The sequence below is a fragment of the Streptomyces sp. NPDC094143 genome (genome assembly GCF_040303825.1).
In the GTDB taxonomy this organism is placed as follows: Bacteria; Actinomycetota; Actinomycetes; order Streptomycetales; family Streptomycetaceae; genus Streptomyces.
On sequence record NZ_JBEOTZ010000063.1, the window covers coordinates 1 to 23,450 of the forward strand.

20 protein-coding genes and 3 pseudogenes are annotated in these 23,450 nt (G+C 68.2%); 9 read left to right on the forward strand and 14 right to left on the reverse strand.

Annotation, left to right across the window (positions count from 1 at the left end; genetic code table 11):
* Positions 1-315, forward strand: a pseudogene (locus tag ABTZ58_RS37625) (replication-relaxation family protein); the annotation flags it as partial.
* Positions 316-807: 492 nt separating this feature from the next.
* Here ABTZ58_RS37625 and ABTZ58_RS37630 read toward each other — a convergent pair.
* The gene (locus ABTZ58_RS37630; RefSeq protein ID WP_351367233.1) at positions 808-1,125 is read right to left on the reverse strand and encodes a toxin Doc; all 318 of its coding nucleotides are present in this window, start codon (positions 1,123-1,125) and stop codon (positions 808-810) included.
* Between the two features lie 150 nt (positions 1,126-1,275).
* Between ABTZ58_RS37630 and ABTZ58_RS37635 the strand changes: the two genes are divergently transcribed.
* Both ABTZ58_RS37635 and ABTZ58_RS37640 read left to right on the forward strand, forming a co-directional pair.
* Complete coding sequence (locus ABTZ58_RS37635) at positions 1,276-2,244, forward strand: TniB family NTP-binding protein (protein WP_351367290.1); 969 nt, start codon at positions 1,276-1,278, stop codon at positions 2,242-2,244.
* A gap of 538 nt (positions 2,245-2,782) precedes the next feature.
* Positions 2,783-2,977, forward strand: coding sequence for a DUF6233 domain-containing protein (locus tag ABTZ58_RS37640; RefSeq protein ID WP_351367235.1), 195 nt, complete (start codon positions 2,783-2,785; stop codon positions 2,975-2,977).
* Positions 2,978-2,987: 10 nt separating this feature from the next.
* On the opposite strand, the gene ABTZ58_RS37645 is transcribed toward ABTZ58_RS37640, so the two are convergent.
* From ABTZ58_RS37645 to ABTZ58_RS37665, 4 genes and pseudogenes are all read right to left on the reverse strand, one after another.
* Positions 2,988-3,614 carry a hypothetical protein gene (locus tag ABTZ58_RS37645; protein WP_351367238.1) on the reverse strand — a complete coding sequence of 209 codons (627 nt, stop codon included), beginning with the start codon at positions 3,612-3,614 and terminating at the stop codon, positions 2,988-2,990.
* Between the two features lie 59 nt (positions 3,615-3,673).
* Positions 3,674-4,751: pseudogene (locus tag ABTZ58_RS40385) on the reverse strand (IS630 family transposase).
* Between the two features lie 222 nt (positions 4,752-4,973).
* Positions 4,974-6,218: an ergothioneine biosynthesis glutamate--cysteine ligase EgtA gene (gene egtA, locus ABTZ58_RS37660; protein ID WP_351367244.1), complete on the reverse strand. Its 1,245-nt coding sequence runs from the start codon at positions 6,216-6,218 to the stop codon at positions 4,974-4,976.
* Between the two features lie 109 nt (positions 6,219-6,327).
* The gene (locus ABTZ58_RS37665; protein ID WP_351367247.1) at positions 6,328-6,714 is read right to left on the reverse strand and encodes a DUF427 domain-containing protein; all 387 of its coding nucleotides are present in this window, start codon (positions 6,712-6,714) and stop codon (positions 6,328-6,330) included.
* Positions 6,715-6,728: 14 nt separating this feature from the next.
* Between ABTZ58_RS37665 and ABTZ58_RS37670 the strand changes: the two are divergent.
* Positions 6,729-7,161, forward strand: a pseudogene (locus ABTZ58_RS37670) (transposase); the annotation flags it as partial.
* A gap of 322 nt (positions 7,162-7,483) precedes the next feature.
* Here ABTZ58_RS37670 and ABTZ58_RS37675 read toward each other — a convergent pair.
* The gene (locus ABTZ58_RS37675; protein ID WP_351367250.1) at positions 7,484-8,230 is read right to left on the reverse strand and encodes an SDR family NAD(P)-dependent oxidoreductase; all 747 of its coding nucleotides are present in this window, start codon (positions 8,228-8,230) and stop codon (positions 7,484-7,486) included.
* Positions 8,231-8,407: 177 nt separating this feature from the next.
* On the opposite strand from ABTZ58_RS37675, the gene ABTZ58_RS37680 reads away from it, so the two are divergent.
* Positions 8,408-9,301: a LysR family transcriptional regulator gene (locus ABTZ58_RS37680; RefSeq protein ID WP_351367253.1), complete on the forward strand. Its 894-nt coding sequence runs from the start codon at positions 8,408-8,410 to the stop codon at positions 9,299-9,301.
* 37 nt (positions 9,302-9,338) lie between these two features.
* Here the strand turns inward: ABTZ58_RS37680 and ABTZ58_RS37685 are convergent, their stop codons facing one another.
* Positions 9,339-9,824, reverse strand: a complete 486-nt coding sequence (locus ABTZ58_RS37685) for a hypothetical protein (RefSeq protein WP_351367256.1) — start codon at positions 9,822-9,824, stop codon at positions 9,339-9,341.
* Between the two features lie 99 nt (positions 9,825-9,923).
* On the opposite strand from ABTZ58_RS37685, the gene ABTZ58_RS37690 reads away from it, so the two are divergent.
* The 3 genes from ABTZ58_RS37690 to ABTZ58_RS37700 are packed head-to-tail and all read left to right on the forward strand — an operon-like array spanning position 9,924 to position 12,524.
* Complete coding sequence (locus ABTZ58_RS37690) at positions 9,924-10,997, forward strand: DNA polymerase III subunit beta family protein (protein ID WP_351367293.1); 1,074 nt, start codon at positions 9,924-9,926, stop codon at positions 10,995-10,997.
* A gap of 22 nt (positions 10,998-11,019) precedes the next feature.
* Complete coding sequence (locus ABTZ58_RS37695) at positions 11,020-11,529, forward strand: hypothetical protein (RefSeq protein WP_351367259.1); 510 nt, start codon at positions 11,020-11,022, stop codon at positions 11,527-11,529.
* Positions 11,526-12,524: an IS481 family transposase gene (locus ABTZ58_RS37700; RefSeq protein ID WP_351367262.1), complete on the forward strand. Its 999-nt coding sequence runs from the start codon at positions 11,526-11,528 to the stop codon at positions 12,522-12,524. Before ABTZ58_RS37695 ends, ABTZ58_RS37700 begins: the two co-directional genes overlap by 4 nt.
* A 548-nt stretch (positions 12,525-13,072) precedes the next feature.
* On the opposite strand, the gene ABTZ58_RS37705 is transcribed toward ABTZ58_RS37700, so the two are convergent.
* Entirely contained in the window at positions 13,073-13,987 is a 915-nt protein-coding gene (locus ABTZ58_RS37705) for an alpha/beta hydrolase family protein (RefSeq protein WP_351367265.1), read from the reverse strand.
* A 99-nt stretch (positions 13,988-14,086) separates the two neighbouring features.
* On the opposite strand from ABTZ58_RS37705, the gene ABTZ58_RS37710 reads away from it, so the two are divergent.
* The gene (locus tag ABTZ58_RS37710) at positions 14,087-14,677 is read left to right on the forward strand and encodes a TetR/AcrR family transcriptional regulator (protein ID WP_351367268.1); all 591 of its coding nucleotides are present in this window, start codon (positions 14,087-14,089) and stop codon (positions 14,675-14,677) included.
* Positions 14,678-15,555: 878 nt separating this feature from the next.
* On the opposite strand, the gene ABTZ58_RS37715 is transcribed toward ABTZ58_RS37710, so the two are convergent.
* The 6 genes from ABTZ58_RS37715 to ABTZ58_RS37740 form a co-directional block, all read right to left on the reverse strand.
* On the reverse strand, positions 15,556-16,593 hold the full coding sequence (locus ABTZ58_RS37715) for a beta-ketoacyl-ACP synthase III (RefSeq protein ID WP_351367271.1): 1,038 nt from the start codon (positions 16,591-16,593) through the stop codon (positions 15,556-15,558).
* Positions 16,594-16,744: 151 nt separating this feature from the next.
* Positions 16,745-18,334: a wax ester/triacylglycerol synthase domain-containing protein gene (locus ABTZ58_RS37720; RefSeq protein ID WP_351367274.1), complete on the reverse strand. Its 1,590-nt coding sequence runs from the start codon at positions 18,332-18,334 to the stop codon at positions 16,745-16,747.
* Between the two features lie 66 nt (positions 18,335-18,400).
* Positions 18,401-19,777, reverse strand: coding sequence for an SDR family NAD(P)-dependent oxidoreductase (locus ABTZ58_RS37725; RefSeq protein ID WP_351367277.1), 1,377 nt, complete (start codon positions 19,775-19,777; stop codon positions 18,401-18,403).
* Positions 19,774-21,165 carry a prenyltransferase/squalene oxidase repeat-containing protein gene (locus tag ABTZ58_RS37730; protein ID WP_351367280.1) on the reverse strand — a complete coding sequence of 464 codons (1,392 nt, stop codon included), beginning with the start codon at positions 21,163-21,165 and terminating at the stop codon, positions 19,774-19,776. The genes ABTZ58_RS37725 and ABTZ58_RS37730 overlap by 4 nt, the downstream gene beginning before the upstream one ends.
* 290 nt (positions 21,166-21,455) lie before the next feature.
* Positions 21,456-22,430, reverse strand: a complete 975-nt coding sequence (locus ABTZ58_RS37735; RefSeq protein WP_351367283.1) for a terpene synthase family protein — start codon at positions 22,428-22,430, stop codon at positions 21,456-21,458.
* A gap of 6 nt (positions 22,431-22,436) precedes the next feature.
* Positions 22,437-22,829 (reverse strand): hypothetical protein, encoded by a 393-nt coding sequence (locus ABTZ58_RS37740; protein ID WP_351367286.1) that lies wholly within the window; start codon positions 22,827-22,829, stop codon positions 22,437-22,439.
* Between the last annotated feature and the right edge of the window lie 621 nt (positions 22,830-23,450).

Here is a 23,450-nt window from a genome sequence, read left to right on the forward strand (position 1 = left end):
GCACGGCTGCATCAGTACGAGGCCCAGCCGGCCGGCCGGCGCAGAACCGCCGCCGCCGCGGAGCCCGGCTGGATGCGCTGGTACCCAGTCTTCCCCCGGCTGCTGTTCGTCCTCACCGGCGCCTCCCGCACCAGGCTGGAGGGCAGGATCAGCGACCTGCAGGCGATGGCCTCCCAACACCCGCTGGTCGCCGCGCTCGCCCGCCAGGTGCCACTCGGAGCGGCCGTCCTCGAAGACCTCGAACAGCACGGCCCCACCGCGGAAGTATGGACGCCGCTGGCCGGCGGCACACCCCGCCCCTGGACCGACCTGTGACGATCGGTCTCATTGCGTGATGTCTGCCCCTGAGGGAAGGATCCATCTGCATGGCCAGCAGGCCGATTACCGACCTGACGGCTGCGTACCGGCAGCGCACACTCGGAGGGCGGGACCTTCATGATCGAGTTAGGCATCCTGTTCGGCGTGCTGGTGGCGACAGCGCTGGCTTTGATCTTGGTACTCCTGCGACGGAACAACAGCAGGACGGAGAACGTCGACGGACTCCTCATCGAGCAAGCACGGCAGGCACAGCTACAGAGCGATCGCGCGGCCTGGAGAGCCGGCACCGTGGACGGTCACGTGCCACCCAGGCGGGACCACTACCGCCCCTAGACGACTGACCGGAGGCGCTGCTGCTTCACGTGAGCGCCCACCTGGGTACCGGTCCTCGTGAAACTCCATCCCGGCACAGCGTCAGCCTCAGCAGCCACCGCGTCAGCCGTTGGCCCCGGCCGCCGTGTACTCGGCGTGACGGAGGCAGGAGCGGCGTTAGCGCGTGGTCAGTGAGCGCAGCCGGTCGGCGATGTCGTAGACGGTCAGGCGCAGGGCGCGGATGTCGGTGATCAGGTCGCGCCACGGCTCGTACGAGTCATCGACGGTTTCGCTGGAGGCTCGGATGTAGGCGATGGCGACGCCGTAGGCGAAGAACTCGTTGCGTGCCGGCAGCGGGCGCAGAAGGACGATCTGTTCCAGGAGGGCGGCCGCGCGCCAGTATGCATCGGGCGTGTCGGCCTCGATGCTCGGGGTGTTGACGCGGTGGCGGGCGACGGCGGCGGACGATGACCTCGACGACCTCGACGACGACACCTGCCCCGCCGCGGCCGCCGGATTCGGGCTCTACGACGCACACAAGGAAGCCGACAAGTGGTGAACACCCGCCCCGAGCCCGCAGCGCACCAACCGCCCAGCGCGCCCGCCGACACGGGAAGCGGCAACACGGCAGAGTCGTCCTGGCCCCTGACCACCTGGCAGGGCTGGCACCGCTTCGCCACCACCGACCCGCCCGAACCGCCCCAGCCCGGCGACCCACCCCGCAGCACCGACGAACGCCTCGCCTACCACTCCGCGTTCGTCACCATCCGCACCCCCGCCATCAGCCAACTCGCCACCCAGGTCCGCACCCTGATGATCCTCGGCCGCCACCAGCACACCACCGCACGGCCCTCCCTCATCGTCACCGGACCCGCCGCAGCCGGAAAAACCACCGCCCTGCTCAACGTCGGCCGGGCCTGCCACCTCGCCCACACCCGCAAAAACCCCGCACCGCCCGGCTCAGCCCACGCCACGGCACCCGTGGCGTATGTCCTCGTCCCGCCCGGCGCCACCGCGAAAACCCTCATCACCGAGTTCGCCCGCTACCTCGGCATCCCCGTCACCACCCGCATGACCCAGACCCAGATCACCGACGCCGTCTGCCACACCTACACCGCCGCCTACGTCCAACTCGTCCTCATTGACGAGATCCACCGCCTCAACCCCCGCACCACCACCGGCGCCCAAGCCGCCGACCTGATCAAAGACCTCACCGAACGCCTGCCCGCCACCTTCGTCTACGCCGGCATCAACGTCACCGACACACCCCTGTTCAGCGGCACCCGCGGCGCCCAGCTCGCCGGCCGCGCCACCCTCATCACCTGCGGCCCCCTCCCCGCCCACCACGGCACCCGCGAACCCTTCCGCGACGTCATCACCGATATCGAGAACGCTCTCGACCTCACCCACCACAAACCCGGCACCCTCCCCCGCCACGCCCCCTACCTCCACCAGCGCACCGCCGGCCGCATCGGATCCCTCACCAGACTCATCCTCCAAGCAGCCGTCACCGCCATCCACGACGGCACCGAACGCATCGCCAAAGCCGCCCTCGAAGCGGTACAGCTCGACCACCTCGCCGAACAACACGACCGCCCCACTCGCAACCGCTAACCCCCGCCCACCGAACAGGCAAAACAGCGCTGACCAGCACAAACACCAACCGAGCCTTTACGCGCTAGCGAAACCCACAACGAACCAGGTCCCACTCAGCACACACGACACAACCCCAGCTCACACCCGAACTGCCCGCTAGAACCGCGCACCCGGCCACTCTCAACGCACCCACAACACGCCAGGCCAACAAGCCCGCGATACACCAACAAGCCCCCTCCGAGCGTTACCTCCAAAAACACTGCCGAACCCGCGCCTGTGCCGGTCCGGGTCGTGCTGCCCGCCGACCCCCTGCTCGGGACTGAGCAGCAGGAAGTCGTGGCGCGACTGTGGAAGCGGCGGCAAACAGAGACAGGTTGGACCTACCTCGTGGGGCTGCCGTCGTACCGAGACCTCGAAAACGGAGACCGTGGAACCCCGCGAATACCGCGGCGTGGCTGACGGTCGACCAGACCCGGCCCATTGAGGGCGTCTCCTACGACGCGGTGCCCACGCACCCACTGGAGCAGAAGGCGCCCACCGAGGACAGCGCAGACCGGTGGGCTGGAAAGTGCAGCGCACGAACGTCGGCGGCTGCCCGGGCGCGGTCGTCCCCGTGTGGGACTGCCTGGAAGCGCCAGCCGAGGCGGGCGAGCTGGACGTGTTCGCCGCGCTGGAGATCCTGCGGGCCCCGAGCGCCGCCGCCTGCTCGAAGTGCGGCGCCGACGTCACCCTCGGGCCGATGATCGCGTAGCCGCGCCGTGTCAGGCTCCCGGCAGCGGGCCGTTCTCCACCCAGTCACCGTTGCGGGGCACTTCGAAGCTGAGCCACCAGGGCTTGTGCCCTACTGCCTCGCAGCCAGCCCACAGGCGGACACGTGCGTGCTCGTATTCCTCGCGCCAGCGTCGCTCGCCGGCTTCCCCCTCGTACCAGTCGGGTGCCGGCGAGAGGTCCAGGGCTAACAGGTGCTTGTCATCCGCTTCGACCGTGAAGGAAGCAACCTGCCGCCCGATGTCGTCCGCCCCGTCAGCTCCGAGGCGGAAGCGGCACGGCCCCCAGATCACGCGCTCCCTCATCGCCGCAGTCACGCCACCCGCCAGCTCAGGGTCCCGCGAGCGGTTGCGATCGTCCCGGATACGCAGGGTCACACTCAGCGGCCCGAGCACGGCCGGACCCTCGAATTGAACGATGAGCTTGCTCATCGCCGGATGCCTCGACGTGATCCTCATGCGGAGACGGGGAGTCAGCTCACTGTGCCAGCGGTTGCGTTCGATCTGCGCCACGTTGGCGGCGGTGGCGTTGGCCTCGCGCGAGGCGCGCCACGCCGCGACGGCTGCCCCGCCGCTGAACAAGGCGGCGACGGCAGCTATGGAGGTGTCAGCGATGCCCATACGGGCGGACTGTAGCCCGATGGGCCGCATGATGACCTTGGTTTACTGACGTCGGCTTGTCAGGGTGAGGTTGGGTCGTGGAGGGTCAGGCCGGTGCCGGCTATGAAGCCGTTGAGGGTGTCTGGCCGGTACTGAAGGCGTTTGAGCCGGTTGCGTACGAGGGTCTCGAGTCGGTCTAGGGCGACGACGGCGAGGTTGGCAAGGCTGCGCTTGACGTGCGCCCATGCCCACTCGACCGGGTTGAGGTCGGGCGAGTAGGCGGGCAGCAGGAACACCGTCAGCCATGCACGCTCGGCGATCAGCTCACGCATGGCGTGGGAGACGTGGGTGTTCAGCCGGTCCCACACCAGCACGATCGGCGCCTTGAGGAGCTGGTGGACGCCGTCGATCAGCGCGATGAAGTCCCGCTCGCCCATACTGCGGCGCATGCTTTTGCCCGGTCGGTGGGTGCGCAGGCGGTGGCACAGCCGGGTGCGGGAACCCGGCCGCATGGCGATCAGCTCGGCCACCGACAGTCGTCCCGAGCGTCGTCCGCTGACGGTCACGACCGGAGTGTGACCACGTCGGCCCCAGGTGCGTCCTTTGGGCGGCCGGCGGGTGAACCCTGCCTCGTCCTCGAAACAGAGGTAGCCCCCGCAGGCCGCCCGGGCTCTTTTACCTCCGCCCAGGTCGCCTCCCTCCACACGGTGACGGCCTGCTCGTCGCGCTCGGCGACCCTGCGTGCGGGGATTTGCGGGCTGAAGCCGAGCCGGTGCATCAGCCTTGTGGCACCCGAGACGCTGTAGGAGACGTGGAACTTCCTGCCGATCAGCGTGGCCACCCGCGCCGCGGTCCACACCTGGCCCTCCACCCAGCCGTGCGCGGCCGGACCCTGCTCGAGATACCCGGCCAGCTTCTCCAGACAACGCGGCGACAGACGGCACCGCGACCCGCGCGGGCCGCGGGAGGCCAGACCCTCACGACCACCCGCCCGCCACAGCTGATGCCACTGATAGGCCGATTTCAGGCTCACCCGCAGTTGCCGCGCAACCTCCGACGGCTTGATCTTCTGCTCGAACAGCCGGCCGCCTGCATCCGCACCGACTCCCGGCGCCGACGTCCCGCAGCCGTCAGCCCGCCCCCATCCGCATATCTCACACACCACGAAATACAGTCACCACACCGAGCTCGTCAGGGACTTCGAGGTAGCTCACCCTAACGAGCCGAGGTCAGTAATGAGTGCGCTCGGTTGGAGCGTGTATGAGCCGGAGCAGGATGTTCACCAGCCCGCCGAGGCCTGAGCACCGGCCCGGAACCCGGCCCCCACCACGCCCCGACGCGCCGCCAGAGACCCACGCACCCCAGCGCCCTTTGCGGGGGTCAGGTGCGGCGGAGCGCGTCCAGATGGTCATGGGCGGGGGAACGGCCGCGCTCTGTATAGCGCTCGGCGAAACCGGTCAAGGCATGCCGCAGGACCACCGGGGTGCCGGGAACGGCGAGGGCGCTGTCGGCCGCGGCAAAGCAGGCGCGGGCGGCCTTGGCGAGGTCCTGGTCGTCGAGGCCGGTGCGGGCCGCCCGCAGCCAGATGTCGTGGGAGGGGACGGGCCGCTGCGAGTCCGGGCAGAGTGGATCGGTTGCCGCGTAGGCGGCATCGGCCGCCACCGTGTCGTTCAGAAGCGTCGTGGCCAGCACAGTCGGCACGACCCAGTCGTCGCCGTTCTGCGCGTCGGTCATCCGCAACTCCAGCCAGCCGCGCGGTCTGACCGGCGGGAACAGAGTGCTGAGGTGGTAGTCCAGGTCGGCCAGGGTCGGCGGCCTCAGCTCGGGTACGCCCCGCAGCCAGGCGCGGAAGGTCAAGCCGGAGGGCGCGGACCAGTCCCCGTTGAGGTCGCCCGGTATGCACATCACCTGCGCGTCGAGCGCATAGCGGGTCCAGGCCACACGTGGGTCGGAGTGGTAGCGGGGCGGGCGGGTACGACCGGCATCCATCCGGGACCAGACGTCCTGCCGGCTGGACAGCCACCCGGTGGGCCACCCGTCCTGTATCGGGGAGTTGGCGAAGGCGGCGACGAGCACGGGACCGATACGGTGGGCGAGTTCCCAGCGGGAGCGGTAGCCGCCGATGCCGCGGGAGTCCTCGCCGGAGTCCAGGTTGATCTGTACGGATGCGGTGCGGCGCATCATGTCGCGGCCCCAGGGGCCCTCGCGGTCGAAAAAGCTCTCCATGGCCCGGTAGCGGGGGTGGTCGAGCACGCGAGGCGGTTCACGATAGGGGTCAAGGCCCCGGCCGACGAGGGCCAGATTGGCCTGCTCGACTGTCGTGCGCAGTACGGCGAGATCCGCGGCCATCATCTCGACGCACGCGCCGAGCGAGAGGGCCGGCGGGGAACTCAGCTCCAGCTGGCCGCCCGGCTCACGGGTGAGCCTGCTGCCCCCGGGCAGGGCATCTGTCACCTCGATCGGCGCGAGGGTGGCGTTCAGCCGGTCGACGGATATCGGCAGCAGCGGGTTGTGGCGGTCCTGGACCAGCCACTCCGTCTCCACACCAATCCGCTCAGGGGGGCCGGTCTTGAAACACACGCCGAGCACATACGCTTCCGCCTCTTCCAGGGTCAGTTCGGTCATTTCTGTCCTCCTCTCGCACAATCTGGTGCGGGTCAGGTGGGTATCGGGCTGGGCGCAGGGGTGGAGCGGCGTGTCGAGGGGGAAACCGCTCCACCCCCGCGCGGGGCTGTCAGTTGGAGACGGCCTCGGAGGTGATCTCAACGTGTGCGGGGTAGAAGGCGACGCGGCCGGCGATCGCCCCCACGGCCTCGTACGGCTCCTCGTAGAACCACACTGCGTCCGCGATCTTCTTCTCGGGGGTGACGAGGCTGTAGTAGGACGCCTCGCCCTTGTACGGGCAGTAGGTGTGGGAGTCCGTCCGCTCCAGAAGTGCCTGGTCGACTTCGGCCAAGGGGATGTAATGAACGGCCGGATAGCCGGCCTCGGTCAGCGTGACGGCAGAGGTCGTCTCGGCGACGACCTTCCCGCCATCCCGAGTGACCACCCGGATCAGACTGGAGTTCTCGACGACCTCAATGGTGTGGTCCGGCCCGGGGATCCTCTTCTCACGGGACATCAACGTTCTCCTTCATTTGGATTCTGTTCGAGCCACTGCTGCCGACCCCGGTCTGCGAAACGAAGGCGGGTGGCCGTCCCGAGAGGCACCCTCGCCGGGAGATCGTGTACGCGATCCGCTATGTCGTGGATACCGGATGCAAGTGGAGGGCCCTGGCCAAGGACTTCGCGCCCCGGCGGACCTGTTACGGGTTCCTGGCTCGCTGGGCTGCGGCCGGCGTCGTCGGGCAGACCTGTGACCAGCTCAGCACCTGACGATCAAGACCGTCAGCCGCCCGAAGGACGCCTCCGGGTTCGTGGTTCTGCCCCGGCGCTAGGTCGTCGAACGCCCGCACGCCGGGTCATGCACGCCCGTCGACACGCGCGTGCCTACGAACGGCTCATCCAGCACTCGGAATCGCTCATCCTCTGGGCCGCGATCACCCTTATGACCAGGCGAATCACCCGCCGAAACTCCCGCAGGAGCGGACCGGCCGACCTCCCGCGAGGCTCAACACGACTGATCGTCTCGGCACTGACGGTCAGCAGTCCCACCAAGAGATCACCAGGCCCTCAAACCGGCCTCACTGTCGCACCACCACGACAACTCCATCGGGTAATCCGCAATGCCCAGCTCACCAACAGGCACTCAGGATGCGGGCCACGCCCGGAAAGGCTGAGGCGGGTGCGTCGTTGGCCCGGCCGGTGGTCGGCGTCGTGAGCCGGTTCGGTCTCCGGCCGCACGGGCGGGCGGCCGGAAACCTTCGCGGTGGCGGTGGTCGCCGCGTCGTTCAGATGGCGAGGCGACCACCGTCGGCCACGATCACCTGGCCGGTGACGAAGCTCGCGCGCTCGCTCGCCACGAACGCGATGACCTCGGCGAGTTCCTCGGGCGTGGCGTTGCGCTTGAGCGGGTTGACCTCGGACCAGGTCGTGAACTGTTCGGCGCCTATGAAGTTCACCACGTTGTCGCTGTTCACGTTCCCGGGAGCCACCGCGTTGACGCGTATGCCGTGCCGGCCCCACTCCGCGGCCCAACTGCGGGTGAAGGATTCGACGGCCGCCTTCTGCGCTCCATACGTCGCCATGTGCGGCATGGCGATCGCGGCGGCGATACTGCTGATGTTGACGATGTTGCCGCCGCCCCGCTCGATCATCCCCCGGACGAGTCGTGTGCTGAGGACGAAGGTGGCGCGCACGTTGGTGTCCCAGGACTCCGCGTTCGCTTCGAGGTCCTGGTCGAGGGTCGGCTTGATACTGGCCCTGTAGCTTGCCGCGTTGTTGACCAGCACGTCGATTTCACCCGCCTCCTTGGCCAGCCGCTCGACGTCGGCGAGATCACTCAGATCAGCGAGGATGAACCGGGCCTTTCCTCCGCCCGCGGTGATGTCGTCCACCACCTCCGTCCCGCGCTCAGCGTTGCGGCCGGTGATCACCACGGACGCTCCGTCGCGTGCGAACGCGTGCGCCGTCGCGGCGCCGATACCTCCTCGCGACCCCGCACCCGTAATCAGAACGCTCTTGCCTTCGAAATCCATTGTGTGCTCCTCGAAAAGAAAAGATGACTGACGGCGCGCGCCGAGATCGGGCGGCAGCGTTCCGGCCCTGGTGGCTGGGCTGGGCGTGCACCACGGTAGGACCCGCCTGGCATAGAGGCAAATAGTGGCAACGTATACTCTGCATTGACATCCCCTATGTCGAGGGTTGGGTTTCGAATGAACCTGCGCCAATACGAATACGCCCTGGCCGTCGCCGAGGAGGGATCCATGACGGCGGCAGCAGAACGTCTGCGGGTCACTCAGCCCTCTCTGTCGCAGCAGATCGCCACCTTGGAGAAGCACCTCGGGGTGCAGCTGTTCACCCGCACCCCGAGCGGGGTGACGGTGACGGTGGCAGGGCGGGCTTTCCTGGCGGAGGCGGAGATCGCGACGACCGCATCCCGGCGTGCCGTCATGGCCGCCCGCGCCGCCGACGGGGAACTGGTAGGCGAACTCATCATGGCTGTCCACATGGGCCTGGGAGCACGCCAGCTGCCCCAGGTACTGGGACAGCTGCGCAATCGCCACCCGAAGCTGCAGGTGACTCTCCACGAGGAGCCCGATCCCGCGGACATGGAACGACTGGTCCGCCAGGGAACCCTCGACATGATCCTTGTGCACCGCTTCCCCGCCGGGTGCACCTTCGACGCTCACCCTCTGGGCGAGGAAGCCTACGTCGCCGTCCTGCCGAAGGGGCACCCGCTTCTCTCGGACGGCGCCGCCCTGCGCCTGGAAGACCTGGCGTCAGAGGGATGGATCCGGTTCCGGCGAGCCAGTCTGCTCGACGACTACCTCGCCCGCCTGCTCGCCAACGCGGGCCTCAGCCCGCACACGGTGGCCCGAGCGTCACAGATCTCCACTGCGGTGCGACTCGTAGCGCAGGGCTTGGGCGTCACTGTGGTCCCGGCCTCGGCCATCCCTGAAGGCTACGAAGAACTGGCCTGCCCGCTACTGCCCTCCCTGATCGAGCCCGTCCTCGTCGGCGTGCGGCGCAATCCGGGTTCGGCAGAGGCGGCCATGCTCGACCATCTCAGCCAGCAGAACTGGTGCGGTACAAACCTCCTCTACTAGCCCGCAACTGATTGAGCGTCCAACTTTCCACGGTGCGCTAATCGGGAACGGTCGCCTGGTACAGGTTGCCCTCAGCTGCGTTGCGGGAGGCCATCCCGAGCATCATCGCCAGGCTGTGCAGTCTCTCGTCTCCGTCGGCGGTGTCTTCGCCCAGGCGGGCACGCATGAGGCGGTCGGCCTGGTCCAGGACGTCGGGCCAGATCCCGGCATGCGTCTTCGGGTCCACCCCGGTCAGGGGCGTCAGCCACAGGTCGGCATGTGACTGGAGCAGCTGCTCGGCCGACCGGTAGTCCAGGACGGACCCGCAGGGCAGGCGCAGTCCATCGTGGTCGGCGGCGGTGCCCGGCCATCCGGGCAGGGCCTCGGAGTGGGCGGGGCACAGGAGTGCGAGCCATTCCGGCGACTCCCCCGGCGCGGCGGCGGGGCCTTGCCGGAGCGTGGTCGCCGTGGCGGGGCAGTCCAGCACCCGGCGGAGCCCGGTGAGCTGTCGGCCGGCGGTGAGCTGCGTGATGTCGGACGGCACCTTGGGCTCCTTTGGCGGTTAGATGTTGCTGGCCATGACGTTGGTGACGCCCCACGTCGATGTTGACCTTCGAGTTGGTTGAAGCTCAATGATGGCGAGGTGCCAATTTCTGAGCTGATGCCGATCGGGGTCTTCGCCCAGCGCAGCGGTCTGACCTCCAGCGCGTTGCGGTTCTACGCCGACTCCGGGCTGCTGCCCCCTGCCGAAATAGACCCGGTCTCGGGCTACCGCTACTACGGCGCTGACCAGGTGGCACGGGCGACCGCGCTGCGTCAGCTCCGCGAGATCGCCATGCCCCTTGCTGCGGTCGAGGCGGTTCTCGACGCCGGGGCCGACGAGGCAGCGCGGCTGCTCGACGAGCATGTTGCCAAGATCGTCGATGATGCGGCGACGGCACGGCAGAAGGCTGCTGTCATCAGGTCCGCGCTCGGCGGCAACGTGCCTGGCGTGCTGATCGCCACGTTGAAGGGGCCCGTGTTTGCGGATGCGGTGGAGCAGGTTTTGATCGCGACCGCGCATGAGCCGGGGATGGCGGTGCTTGCTGGCTTGCACATTGAGGCGAGTCATGAGGCGATCGCCCTGACGGTGACCGACCGGTACCGGCTCTCCACCCGGACCCTGGTGCCGGCGCGGCCGGCGGAGCAGACGTGGGTCGGCACGATCGACGGCGATGACCTGCGGGCCGCTGTCGCCACGGTCCGGCGCAGTGCGCTGGTCCGCATCGAAGCGGTGCCCCACGGGATCTGGCTGCGCATGCCCGAGCGGGAGGACCGGCACTGCCGGTTGCTGTCCGAGGACTTCCCCGATCACCGGCTGATGCTCGCCTCCCTGGGCGCGATCAGCACCCGCGCGACGGTCTCGAAGGAGCTGCTGCTGCGCGCCCTGGAAGAACACCCCGGCGAACGCGTCGCGCTGCAAGTCTCCGATCACGGAGTAAACCTCCGGCCCCCGAACGGCGAGGACCCCGGTGTTCCGCTCCCCGCCACCGTGACGGGCGAGGCCCTCCAGATCCCCTTCGAGATGACCACGCTCTATCCCACCGTAAGCACAGCCATCGGTCCCGACGTGATGCTCGACCTGAGGGGACACGACGGTCCCGTCACCATCCGCTCCGCCGACCGCGGCGATCTCACCACCCTGGCCATGCCCGTCAAGTTCGACCACTCAGCCTGAGAACGACAACGGGGAACAAGTCATGCCTACCGCACCCGCCAGTCCGGACCCGACCATGGAAGCCATCGGCCAGGCCGTAACCGAAGGCCGAACGGGCAACACCCTTTCCGCCCGCCAGAAGCTCCTGAACCTGTGGTCGGCGATCGGCGTCACAGGCGACCCGCTGCACCGTTGCTCACTCGCCCACTACCTGGCAGATCTCTACCAAGATCCTGCCCAGGCCCTCGTCTGGGACGTCCGGGCCCTGGACGCTGCCGACGCCGTGACCGAGCAGCGCGTCCAGGAGCACCACGCCAGCCTGCACATCGCCGGGTTGTACCCCTCCCTCCACCTCAACCTGGCCGACAACTACCGCCAACTCGGGTCCTTCGATGCGGCCACCGAGCACATCAACGCGGCAAAAGAGCACGCCCCCAACCTCCGTCAGGACGCATATGGTGCCTTCCTGCGCACCGCCCTTGATGAGGTGGCAGAAGCCATCTCCCGGCGGGACACCACCAAGCGGCCCTCCGCGCCTGGCCCCACTGCATGACGCACCGGAACGCGCCCCTCACCGTCGAGGGACGCCGTCGGCTGGTCGAGCGTTGCCGGACGAGACCGATTGCGCATGTCGCAGCCGAGATGGGGGTGTCCCGGGCGCGCGCTTCGAAGTGGGTCAATCGATACCGGAGCCACGGCGAACTCGGGCTGGAAGACCGCTCGTCCACGCCGCACGACCAGCCGACCGCGACACCATCCGAAGTCCTCGCACTCATAGAAGAGCTGTGCCGGACCCACAAGTGGTCCGCTGCCAGGATCGCCTTCGAGCTGGCCCAGGCCGGAACACCAATCAGTCGAAGGACCGTGAGCAGGCACTTGGCTGAGATCGGCATCAACCGGCGCCGGTTCATCGACCCTAATGGCGAGTCCAACCGCCAGCCGCGGAAGATCCATGCCCGACGGCCCGGCCACATGATCCACGTCGATGTGCAGAAGGTAGGCCTCATCCCTGACGGCGGAGGCTGGCGCGCACACGGACGCGGCAGTGCCCAGGCCAGAGCCGTCAACCGGAGAAAGAAGACTGAGCGCGGTGGCTACGTCTATCTGCACTCGGCCATAGACGGGTACAGCCGTCTCGCCTACACCGAAGCACTGCCTGACGAGAAGGCCGTCACCGCGATCGCCTTCCTCCATCGTGCCCGCACCTGGCTGGCAGCCCACGGGATCACACGCATCGAACGGATCGTGACAGACAACGGCGCCTGCTATCGAGCCGAGAGCTTCACCCGGGCCCTCCTTGGCGCCAGGCACCAGCGCATCGCGCCCTACACCCCACGCCACAACGGCAAAGTCGAGCGATACAACCGCATCCTGGCCGAAGAGTTCCTCTATGCCCGGACGTGGACATCGAAAGCCCAACGCACCCACCTCTTGGGCCGCTGGATTGTCCACTACAACTATCACCGCCCGCACACCGTGCTCGGAAACCAACCACCCGCAGCACGACTACCGAGCGGCGTCACCAACGTCCTGGCCTCCTACAGCTAGGCATTCACCAGGACAGCGCCCGGCGGCTGCTGCGCGACCTCGCCGCCCGACAGCAGTAGCCCACCCCCTTCCACTCGGCGCCTGGGCCCCGGTTACACCGGGGCCCAGGTGCTCGCCGCAGATGAACCCGCATGATGCCGCGCAGCCCCAACCGGGGAGCCCACAGCAGACGCCGAATTTGCCAGGGTGAGGTGGCGAGGAAGGGTCATCACGCGGGGAACACTAGGCGTAACTTTCTGTGACAGTCCATTTGGCGTCAACGACGAGGACCCATGAGGGCACGAACAGAATCACCAGCGCCATCGCGAACTGATTTCTCTCCGGTTTTGAAGATCGCCTCCTGGCAGGCGGGCGGCAGGCTGCGAAACCTGAGGGGCGATGCTCCGGAGCACGGGAGCAGCGGCTGACCAGGGCGTGGCTCATCGTGCACTTCTGGCTTTGGCCGCCGGGCTTCGGTGCATTACCGGCGCGGTGTGTGCGAGAGGCCTCCCGGCCCGCCGCTGCCGTGCGGCGCGCGACGGGCCGGGAAGGGACAGCACTGGGCCGGGTCAGTCCTTGTGCTGGAAGGACGCCTTCTCGACGGCTTCGGTGTCGGCACGGAAGCGGGACCACGCATCGGGGTCGCGGTCGAGGGCGTCGAGGAGGTACGCGGTGACGGCGTCGGCGACGAGGGCGACCCGGTCGGCGTCCGTGTCGGTGGTCTCGCTCACGGCCTCCCCGGCGATGCCGCCCAGGGTGTGCTCTCCGCCGGGGACGACGAGGAGGCGCTTGGGGGCGGGGCTGAGGTCGAAGGCGTCGAGGAACCAGTCCGGTCCCCGCGTGGACATCTTCGACTGGTCCTTGTCGCCCGCGATGACGAGCGCCGGCATGGTCATGGTGGAGTAGTCCGGCCTCATGAAGGGCAAGTGCCCGACGGCGAACGGCGTGAGCGAGTCGCCCGTGCCGGTCGCCGCGATGAGCACGCCCGCCTTCGCTCCGCCGTGGGAGAAGTCCTCGCCCGCGGTGCCCTGGGCGTCGAACACGCGGGCGCCCAGCAGGGTGCCGACGGTCTGGGCTCCCCAGGAGTGTCCGACGAGGGCGACGCTCGTCCGGTCGGCGCGGTCGATCAGGTCACCTGCCTCGGCCAGGATGGCGTCGAGGTGGTCCAGCACCGCGTGGAGGTCATCGATGCGCACGCGCCAGATGGTGCCGAAGCGCGGATCGTCGAACCCTATGGCGTTGCGGCGCGAGTCCAGGTGGGTCGGCTGCACGACGACGAAGCCGGCGGCGGCCCAGCGGTCGACCAGCGGCTCGTAGCCGTCCATCGACCACGCGTTGCCGTGGGAGAACACGATGACCGGAAGGCCGCGGCCCTCGGCCGGTGCGGTCACCTTGACCTGCAGGGGCACCGCCCGGTCACCGGTGGGAACGGTGATGGGCTTGATCGCGACGGTCTTCGTCCGGAATTGCGCAGGAGTGAACATGTGCGGACTTTCTGTGGGAAAGGCGCGTGCCGCATACTTGGCGGAACGACGTTCCGCCCACATTAGCGGAACAATGTTCCGCGAACCAGAGGTGAGATCTTGTCCCGATCGGCCGGCTCCAGAGCGGCGGGCGCCGAGCGCACTCGCCAGTCCCTGCTCGCGGCCGCGGCGCAGGTGTTCGTCGAGCAAGGCGTCCAGGCGCCCATCCGCGACATCGCCGGCCGGGCCGGCGTGGGCCTGGGCACCGTGTACCGCCACTTCCCCACCCGGGCGGAGCTGGTCGTCGCCGTCTACCGGCACCAGGTGGACGAGTGCGCGCGACTCGCCGCCGATCTCGCCGGGTCGCCGAGGCCGGGCGAGGCCCTGTCGCGATGGATGGACGCGTTCGTGGAGTTCCTCGTCACGAAGCACGGACTGGGGGCGGCACTCCAGTCCGAGGACCCCAGCCTGCAGAGCCTGCACTCCTTGATGCTCGACACACTGGTCCCGGCCTGCGCCTCGCTCCTCGACGCCGCGACGGCCCGGGGCGAGCTCGACCCGGACGTCACCGCGTACACACTGATGCGAGCGGTCGGCAACCTGTGCATCCTGGGCCCGGGATACGACCGTGAGCACGCGCGGGCCATGGTCGCCCGACTCCTTGCCGGCTGCCGGACGACCATGCCCCCGGACGGTCCCGTGGCGGCCTGACGACGAAGACCCGCCTCGCCCCCCACCTCCTGGGCGAAAGGTCGGCAGCGGCCGAGTTCGCCGGAACCACGTCCCGCCTGCGGGTTTCCCGTCCGATCGGCCGACGGCCGACAAGCGGCGCAACACCTCCGCAGCCTAGGCCGACCACGACGGCGTCAGTCGTGGCCGCTGGAGCGACGGCCCGCAGGCCTGCGGGCTGAGTCGCGGAGATCGGTCACGGTCGACGTGCCGCCCGAGCTCGGCCGGAGGCCACCCAGTCCATCCATGCATCGACTCATAGATCGTGTGCGATGTGACCTGCGAAGGCTGCGGTGCCCGGTGCGCAGAAACTCCCGTATACGGAGGCGCTGGAAATGTCGAGGGTGTGCCTGTCCCCCTCGGTGGCGAGCAACGGGGAGAGTTTCACGGTCGCGAGGGCTCTGCGTCTGGCCGCAGGCCACGGCGTATGGGGAGTGGTCACCTACGCGGACCCCGTCGCACGGATTCGGCCCCTGCCGGACGGGCGCACGGCCGGCTGCCCCGAGGGCACCTCGGGGTCTTTTACCAGGTCATTTCCGCAACCTATACGGGCCGCAGCACGGCGAGGACGGTCATCGTGCTACCGGACGGCCAGGTGCTCCCGGCGCGGTCGATCGCCAAGTTCGTCGCCGGAGACCGTGGTGCCGACGGATTCGAGCGGCGCCTCGCGGCGCTGGGCGCCTCGCCGCGCCCTGCGGGCGCCGACCGGCGCGCCTGGCTGCGCACCGCGCTGGAGCAGATCGGGGCCAGGCGCCAGAGGCACCCGGGGACCCACAGGTTCTGCGGACGGTTGGTTTGTGTTGCCGCCTAGCCGACGACGCTACCTGAGTCAGGAGCCCTCACGCGAACGTATCCGTCGCTCAGTTGCGAGTCTGAAGGCCGCTGGGCCACAGCAGAGTGGTGGCCGCCCAGGTGAAGCCTGCACCGAAAGAGGTCACGAGGACTCGTTGCCTGGCTTCCAGTTGCTTGTCGGTCGCGGAGTGGCTCAGTAGCAACGGGATGGAGGCCGCGGAGGTGTTGCCGACGTGGGTGATGTTGGATGGTACGCGCTGTGTCGGGATTCCCAGGGTGTTGGCCACGGCTGCGCTGATGCGTGCGTTTGCCTGGTGGACGATCAGTCTGTCGATGTCCTGGATGGACCATCCAGCTGCGGCGGCTGACTCTTGGGTCACGTGAGCGATGCGGCGCACCGCGTGACGGAATACTTCATTTCCTTCCATGTGTACGTACCGGTTCTTGAGATCGTCGGTTGTGCGTGGCGGGCGGCGGGAGCCCCCGTCAGGGATGTAGATGGCGTCTGCGTGCTCGCCGTCGCTGCCCCATGCGGCTGGCCCGAGAGCTCCCGGTGCGTCAGCGTGTCCGGCTGTGAGCACGACTGCGCCTGCTCCGTCTCCAAAGATCGGCGCGGTAGAGCGGTCGTCGGGGTCGATGACGGCCGACATCTTCTCTGCTCCGATGACCAGTACGGTGCTGGCGGTTCTCGCCTGGATCAGTCCTGCTGCGACGGTTGTTGCGTAGACGAAGCCCGAGCAGCCGGCGCCGAGATCGAAGGCAGGGACGTGACGCAGGCCGAGTCGGTGGGCCACCAGCGGCGCCGTGCCGGGGATGTGATGGTCCGGAGTGGCGGTGGCCAGGATCACGGCGTCGACATGTTCTACCTCCGCCGATTTCATCGCCCGTAGTCCTGCTTCTACCGCCAGGTCACTGGTGGCTGTTGCTGGATCGGCGATGTGTCGCTGGGCAATGCCGATACGGGTGCGGATCCATTCGTCCGTGGTGTCCAGGCGTGAGACCAAGTCGGCGTTGCTTACCTTCTGCGGGGGCAGGTAGGACCCCAGGCCGATCAGTCGCGCGGCAGGCGCTGGCGTCGGGCTCGTGGTTTTGCGAGCAAAGATCAACGATTCGCCTTCTCTGTGTTGCTCGTTCGCGTCACCGTCAGGGGAGGCTTCGCCTTGGGGATCCTGGGCTGACTGGTCGCTGGCGTGATCCCGCTGCGGGCTGTGGCACCGGTGGTGCCGGCCGGACCTTTTGCCAAGGGGCAGGGCTCGACTACGCCTCAGGTGCTGCGTGGGGGCGGTCTGTCTTTGGGTGGGGATCCTGCTCTCCCGGGCTCTCGTGGTCGGAGGGCGATGCTGCCCGTTGGGCCACCAGGTTGACCAAATCGGCGACGGTGGGTGCCTTCGCCAGTTCGTGTTCGGCGATCACGACGCCCATGCGGTCCTCGAGAGTCATGGACAGCAGGGCAATGGCCAGGGAGTCGATGCCGGCTTGTGCCTGAGTGGCCCCGGCAGTGATGGGTGCGGCCGGCAGACTTCCCTGCTGGACCAGGATGTCTTTGATGAGGGCGAGATCGATGATGGCTGTGGTATCGCAGTCGAGGGCGGATGCCGGAATCGTCCCGGTGGCGTGGGGAGGCTGGTCCGGCAGCTGCGAGTCGTCGTGAGGGTGGGGAAGTTCCTCTACCGCGTCGTGGAACAGGTCGGGTAACCGGTCCAGTCTGGGGAGAGCGGCGTCGGTGACGAAGCAGACGCTGGTAGTTCCGTTGTAGCTGCAGGCCACGATCGACGCCGGCTGGTTCCGTGGGAGCCAGTTGAAGGGCTGGATGCGGGTGACGGGGTCCTGTTTGTAGCGGAGGGGCCGGTGGATGGCGAGGTAGGACGTGGTGATGGTGGCCCGGTCGGGTGTGGTCAGCCGGGTGGCCAACGCCTGAAAGGCGCGTGCAGGGACGAGGTCCATCACGGAACGCATGGCCTTGTGGCGGGTCGGGTCTTTCGTGGTGCGGGTGGCGGCGATGACGTGATCGAGGCGGCCTTCCGCTGTCGGCTCGTGGCAGGGAAGGGGCATGGATGCGAAGGTGCAGTAGTTTCCGGGCCGGTCGTGTTCCTCAGCTTGGCGCAGGTTGACCATGGTGACAGCCGGCAGCGGCCTGTCGGCGCCCCGGGGCCAGGATTGTGATGTCCACGTGCGCAGGGCGCCGCTGAGGGTGGCCAGGAAGGCGTCGTTCGTGTCGCCGCCGCGGACGGTGGCGGCTTGCCGCAATCGCTGCGTTGGGACCTGAGCCCAGCTGATGTCACGGCCCCCTGTGAGGGGCAGCGCGGTGTCGTTCCACACGTTGTTGGTGGCGCTTGCGGCGAGCATGCCGCGCACGGTGCCCAGGTACGCTCCGGCGCCTGCGCGGGGTGCGGGCTGCGTGGTGGGCGTGGGTGCGGTGCCGAACAGTGCGGTCAAGGTACCGATCAGGCCCATACCGTCCTGGGTGCTGTGGTGCGCTCGCAGGCAGAGGGCATAGCGGTCCGGTGCATATCCGGATACCAGGCAGAGGTCCCACAGGGGGCCCGCGTCGGGCAAAGGGTGCGCGACGAGGGCTGTCAGGGCCGTATCGAGGTGGTCGTCGCCTTTTGGCAGGTGCTGTTCGCGAACGCGGTGGGTCAGGTCGGGGGATGGGTCGTGGTGCCAGCGGGCTTTGAGACCGGGACCGTGCAGGTAGTGGGTCAGGCGCGGCTCGTGCTTCAGGTGGGAGGCGACATGAGCGCGGAGTTCACCGAGGGCGGGAGTGGTTCCTTCCAGGTGGAGGATCACTCCGATCGTCTGGGAGATGTAGGGATGGGCCTGGGCCATGCTGTGCATGGTCAGGTCCATGGGGGTAGGACGAAGGGGCACGGTCACGACGTTCTCCGCGGTGGTGGTTCGGTGGGGAAAGCGGGGTCAGGCCGGGATGAGCCGGAAGATCCGCAGGCGGCGCCCGGAGCGTTGGGCGAAGGAGACGTAGGCGGGCCAGACTTCGACGAGGTGGTCCCAGGCGGCCACCCGCTCGGTTCCCTCCAGGAGGGTGGCGGTCACCGGGAGCGTGCGTCCGCGGCGGGTCACGCTTGCTCGGGGGGTAGCGATGAGGTTGTGGGACCAGGCGGGAGTCGGGGGGCGACCGAAGTTGGTGTCGACGACGAGATAGCTTCCGTCTGCTTCGAGGTGGCACAGCAGAGGAGTTGGACGAGGTTGGCCGCTGCGGCGGCCGATCGTGGTGAGCATCAGTGAGGGCAGCGTGGCGGGCATGAGGAGCATCCGGCCCCCGCTGAGTCGGTGAGCCGCCCGGTCGATGCCCGGCGCAATATGGGACATGACGCGCACGAAATGGGCGTTACCCCCCACATTCTTCAGGACACGGGCGATAAGCCCGTCCTTGTGGGCGCCGCTGGTTCGGATGGACTCGGGCTTCGTCGACGGGGCGGCTGTGGGGCGCCCGGCGGTGAAGTCACGTCGGGCGCTGCCACCGGTCGCGGCGGCCTTGCGGGTGAGTTCGGGCGCCATGGCGTAAGCGCGGTAGAACGACGGCAGATAGCCGGGAATGTCGACGGCCGGCCGGCGGCTGCTGATCGCCTGAACGGTCGCGGCAGCGACTTTCTCCGGTGTGGTGGGCGGCAGGAAGTCGGCGATCCTGGGCATGCGGGCGGAGGGGACGTGGACTTTGAAGAAGTCGGTGCCAACAACGGTGGCCGGGCGCACCAGGGTCACGCCGATGTTGGTACCGGCCAGTTCGATGCGCAGCATCTCGGTGTACGCCTCGATGGCTGCCTTCGCCGCGGCGTAGGCCGCCGATGGTCCTTTGACGAAGATCCGACCTGCGGCCGAGCCCATCGCCACGATCTGCCCACCGCCGCCCGCCCGCATCAGCGGCAGCACTGTTTTGACGGAGCAGACCAGAGCGTCGTATGCGGTGCGCATGGACAACTGGGCCTGCTCCATGGTCATCTCTTCGACGTCTGCCCAGTGGATGTAGGCGGCGTTGTGGACCAGGACGTCAATGCGCCCGTGCTCGGTATGGACCTTGGCGATCCAGTCTTCAAGTGCGGTGCGGTCGGTCACGTCGACATGGGCGAACACGACGGATGGCGCCCCAGGCAGCTGGGCGAGGTCAGCAGCAGCTCGGTCGAGGCTGGCCTGGGCGTTGTCGCACACGTACACGTGGGCGCCGGCCGCGGCCAGGGCGCGGGTCAGGGCCCAGCCGATGCCCGTTGCACCTCCCGTTACCAGGCACACGCGCCCTGGCAGGGAAGGGACAGCCGGCTTGGGGCGGAACGGGTTCATGGGGTGGTCCTTTCGGCGGGGTGCGCAGTGCTGAGCCGGCGGCCTGGCATGACGAGGCGTGATGGCCGCATGCGATGGGTGAGGTGGCCCAGGGCAAGCAGGACGAACGCGTCGGTCAACAACGGGACGTGATAGGGGAAAGGACGCGGGCCGAGCATGTCAGGCACGGAAGTGACGCTGCCGTCGCGCCGTTGCTGGGCGAGCAGGTAGCCGGTGGCACGAACAGCGGGAGCTGGGTCACTCTGTCCCGCCAGAATGATCAGGGCATAGGCGGTGCTGATGGCATCGCTCGGGGCGCCGTTCTGCTGTCCGAACCCGCCGTCCGAGTTCTGCGCGGTCTGAACCAGCCCGGCGATCCGACGGCACATGTCAGGGACGGTCGGAGGGGAGTGCCGACGGTAGGGGCGAGCGGCGAGATACGCCCTGAAGGGGGTGTGCAGGCGACTGCTGCTCCAGCCGGGGGGAAAGGAGCCGTCGGGAATCTGGCGTCCGGCGAGAAAGCTGAGAGCAGCCGGGATGAGGTGATGGTGGCGGCCTTGGGTGCCGAGCGCGTTGATCGCAGCGGCGGTCATGCACGCCTCGGAGGGAGTGCCTGATCCGTAGGTGGGGAATCCGCCGTCGGCACCGCGGACCGCGATCAGGGCGTCCAGGGCGCGCCGAATCGGGGCGCGGAATGCGTCGGCGTCCAGATCATGCAGGAATTCGACCGCGACAGAGGTGCAGTCCGTGTCAGTGAGCTGAGCGTGGTCGGTGTAGGACCAGCCGCCGTCCGCTTGCTGCACCTGCACGAGGTGCCGGGCGATGCGGTGCAGTACCTCGCGCGGTGCGCCGGCGCTGCTCAGGGCAAGGCCCGCGGTCACGGTGCACCACGTGTCGGTGTCCGTGACAAAGGGCAGGCCGCCGTCCTCCCGTTGGTGCATGAGGGCGGTGCGTAGACCAACCTCGACGACGCTCTCCATGCCGGGCACGTCGACCAGGGCGTGCAGAACGGACAGGTGGATGAAGAGGTTGCCCTCCCATACCTTGCCCGGGCGCTGGGTGGAGAGCAGCAAGGTGACATCGTCCCGGCCAACCGGTGCCCTGCCTGCCGCCCGGTCCAGGATGGCTTTCACGGCAACGGCCTGAACAGCAGCCCAGGGATGCAGCGCGCTCACATCGAAGGCTTGGGGGGCCACGTCGTTCTGGGCGGTAGCTGCGCCCAGCATGGTGAAGATGGCGTGGACCAAGGCGCGCTTGCGAGGTCCGGTGAAGTCCGGGACACGGCTGACGATGTCCTCGAGGGCTTGGTGATGCGCCGGGTGCCCGGCACTGCGGCCCAGGGCGGTAGCGGCCACGGCCGCGTCCATCAGGTCTGCGTTGCTGCGGTGGCGCTCCAGGTAGCGCACCACGCGCTCACATGCGTGGCGGTGGCCAGATCCGTATCGCTGTGCCAGTGCGAGGGCGAGCGCGGATTCAAGAACCCGGCTTCGGCAGGCGTCGCGCACGGCGCCGTCTGCTCCCACCCGGTTCAGTACGTGTTCCAAGAGACTTTTGCGTCCGGCTGGCAGCGCTGCTGGGAAGTGCGACGAGGGCCAGGCCGGGGGGAGCTGCTCGGTGGCAGGGGGTCTCATCGCTAGGACTGTCCTTGAGAGCGGGAATCAGGGGGAGCGCGGATCGGTGAGGGGCCGGGCGAACGAGATCAGTCACATGGGCCCGGGCGCCTGGGGGACCAGTGGGCGTCAAAGCGATGGGTGACGCCAAGCCAGTGCAGCGTCGCCGCCACAAAGGATCCGAGGGTTGCCACGTAGCGCCGTACCTTGTCCCGCTCGGTTCCGGGAGCGGCCATCACCGTCAACGAGGCGGCAAGCGCGTGGAACTCTCTGACTCGGTCATCTCGCATGCCAATGACCTGCTCGCGCGCCGAGGGCAGGGAGCAGCCGCGCTCACGGCCCAGCACGGTCACCAGGTTGTCGCGGTCCTCGCGCAGGTCGTCCTCGGCCGAGACCAGGTCATTAGTCCAGCCGGCCACATCGGCCGCGGCCAGACGCAGGGCCCCCATGAGGTCTTCCCCGCCGGAAAGGCCGGGCCAGGGCGCGTCGGCGGTGCACTCCAGGATGTCTGCCATGGGAAGGGCGGTAATCGTTCTGCGACGCCGCAGGACGTAGTCGCTGAGTCCCAGCCGGATCTGGTCCGTGCGGTGGTTGGCCTCTTCACGTGTGGCCAGGGCGAAGTCCTGGTAGTCGGCAATAAACCGCTCCCGCCACTGAGTGGACATTCGCAGAGTCGTACGCCGCCACAGGTCATCCAGGGCCTGCTCGACTCCGCCGCCCGATCCTGCCGCGTCGCTGCCCGTGAGCACCTTCAGTAACCGGTTGAACAGCGACGCGACTTCCTCCGGATGGACATCGACCCGGGTACGGTCGAACCGGTCGTCGACCAGACAGATGAACGCCGCCCACTGGGCCGTCAGTTCCAGATTGCCGGCGCTCGCCCCCGGCACGGTCAAACCGGCGAATTCACCCAACCGCATGGCCGCCAGACGCTTCTCCTCAAAAGCGTCGGCAACCAGTCCCAGATCCTGTGCCCACGCCAGCACCGCGGCGTTGACCTTCTCGGCCTGGACATCACCCGGGATACCGCGACAGCCAGGTACGACGCCAGACTCCCCCAGCATCCGAGCTCAGCCCAGAGCAGGCACGACATCGACACGACCCGCGAGCGTGGCCAGGCTGTCCCCAGCGGGAACCGGGGACGCACCGAACGCCTGAGAGAACACCGCCGCACCGTCCTGCGTCAGCATCGTGTCGAACGGCTTGCCCTCGACCGAGCCAGGCGAGTTCACGGACGGCTTGGTGACCGTCATCTTCGTCATGTCAAGCTCGTACGTGGAGAGGTCAACAGACTGCGCCGCTGCATCTCCGACAGCCGCATCCACCGACATCGACCGCCGCGCCATGTCACCGTGCGCTCCGGTGAAGCGCAGACTGCGCCCGTCCGAGGCCCTGGTGAACGTCATACCGCCACCCGCAGTCCAGGACCCCGCAGCCAGGTCGAGACTGATCTTGCCCTTCATCGGCCACTGCACACACGGGGCCGGCCCCGAAGAGTCGAGCACAGCAGGAGCGCCAGCCGACACCACGACTCCGTCATCCGCCAGACGCTGAGCCGCCGCAGAAGACAAGCACCATGTGACCGTCCCGGCAACAGGCATCACAGGTCCCGCAGCGACAGCCACAGACACGGCAAGGGCGGACAGGGAAGCCAGGGCAGTAGCAATCACAGCACGACGCCGCATGGGCAAGCCTTCCGTCGGAGGACTGCCAGAATTGCCTAGAACACTTACAAGACCGGGCACATAAACGTTTCCGCTCCTGAAGTTCACCTGAAGGCGTGAGACAGCGGCTTCACCGCGGTTCGCACCTGCTGAGCGGCGACAAGAACCCGCGCGTCGGTCCGTCTCGCTGGAAGGCCGCGCGTGCGGGTTCCCTCCTAACCTCATCCAGGATCCGGGGAACCTGCGCGGTTCCGCGTGCGGGAATGAGAAGAAGCCGCACCCGGGCTTCAACGACTACGGCAACGTCAACGCCGGCTACCCCGCGGGGGAGCTGTACACCGGCCTGTACCACCGGTCGCTGCGCCTGGCAGCCGACGCTCTCACCGACCGGTCGCTGATCCGGATCATGTCCGCACTGCA

Excerpts from the sequence above, each read along its gene's own strand:
- ABTZ58_RS37675 (WP_351367250.1), bottom strand. The coding sequence starts at position 8,230 with ATGGATTTCGAAGGCAAGAGCGTTCTGATTACGGGTGCGGGGTCGCGA.
- ABTZ58_RS37680 (WP_351367253.1), top strand. The coding sequence starts at position 8,408 with ATGAACCTGCGCCAATACGAATACGCCCTGGCCGTCGCCGAGGAGGGA.
- ABTZ58_RS37720 (WP_351367274.1), bottom strand. The coding sequence starts at position 18,334 with ATGGACCTGACCATGCACAGCATGGCCCAGGCCCATCCCTACATCTCC.
- ABTZ58_RS37700 (WP_351367262.1), top strand. The coding sequence starts at position 11,526 with ATGACGCACCGGAACGCGCCCCTCACCGTCGAGGGACGCCGTCGGCTG.
- ABTZ58_RS37665 (WP_351367247.1), bottom strand. The coding sequence starts at position 6,714 with ATGTCCCGTGAGAAGAGGATCCCCGGGCCGGACCACACCATTGAGGTC.
- ABTZ58_RS37645 (WP_351367238.1), bottom strand. The coding sequence starts at position 3,614 with ATGGGCATCGCTGACACCTCCATAGCTGCCGTCGCCGCCTTGTTCAGC.
- ABTZ58_RS37705 (WP_351367265.1), bottom strand. The coding sequence starts at position 13,987 with ATGTTCACTCCTGCGCAATTCCGGACGAAGACCGTCGCGATCAAGCCC.
- ABTZ58_RS37740 (WP_351367286.1), bottom strand. The coding sequence starts at position 22,829 with ATGAAGGGCAAGATCAGTCTCGACCTGGCTGCGGGGTCCTGGACTGCG.
- ABTZ58_RS37725 (WP_351367277.1), bottom strand. The coding sequence starts at position 19,777 with ATGAACCCGTTCCGCCCCAAGCCGGCTGTCCCTTCCCTGCCAGGGCGC.
- egtA (WP_351367244.1), bottom strand. The coding sequence starts at position 6,218 with ATGACCGAACTGACCCTGGAAGAGGCGGAAGCGTATGTGCTCGGCGTG.
- ABTZ58_RS37735 (WP_351367283.1), bottom strand. The coding sequence starts at position 22,430 with ATGCTGGGGGAGTCTGGCGTCGTACCTGGCTGTCGCGGTATCCCGGGT.
- ABTZ58_RS37695 (WP_351367259.1), top strand. The coding sequence starts at position 11,020 with ATGCCTACCGCACCCGCCAGTCCGGACCCGACCATGGAAGCCATCGGC.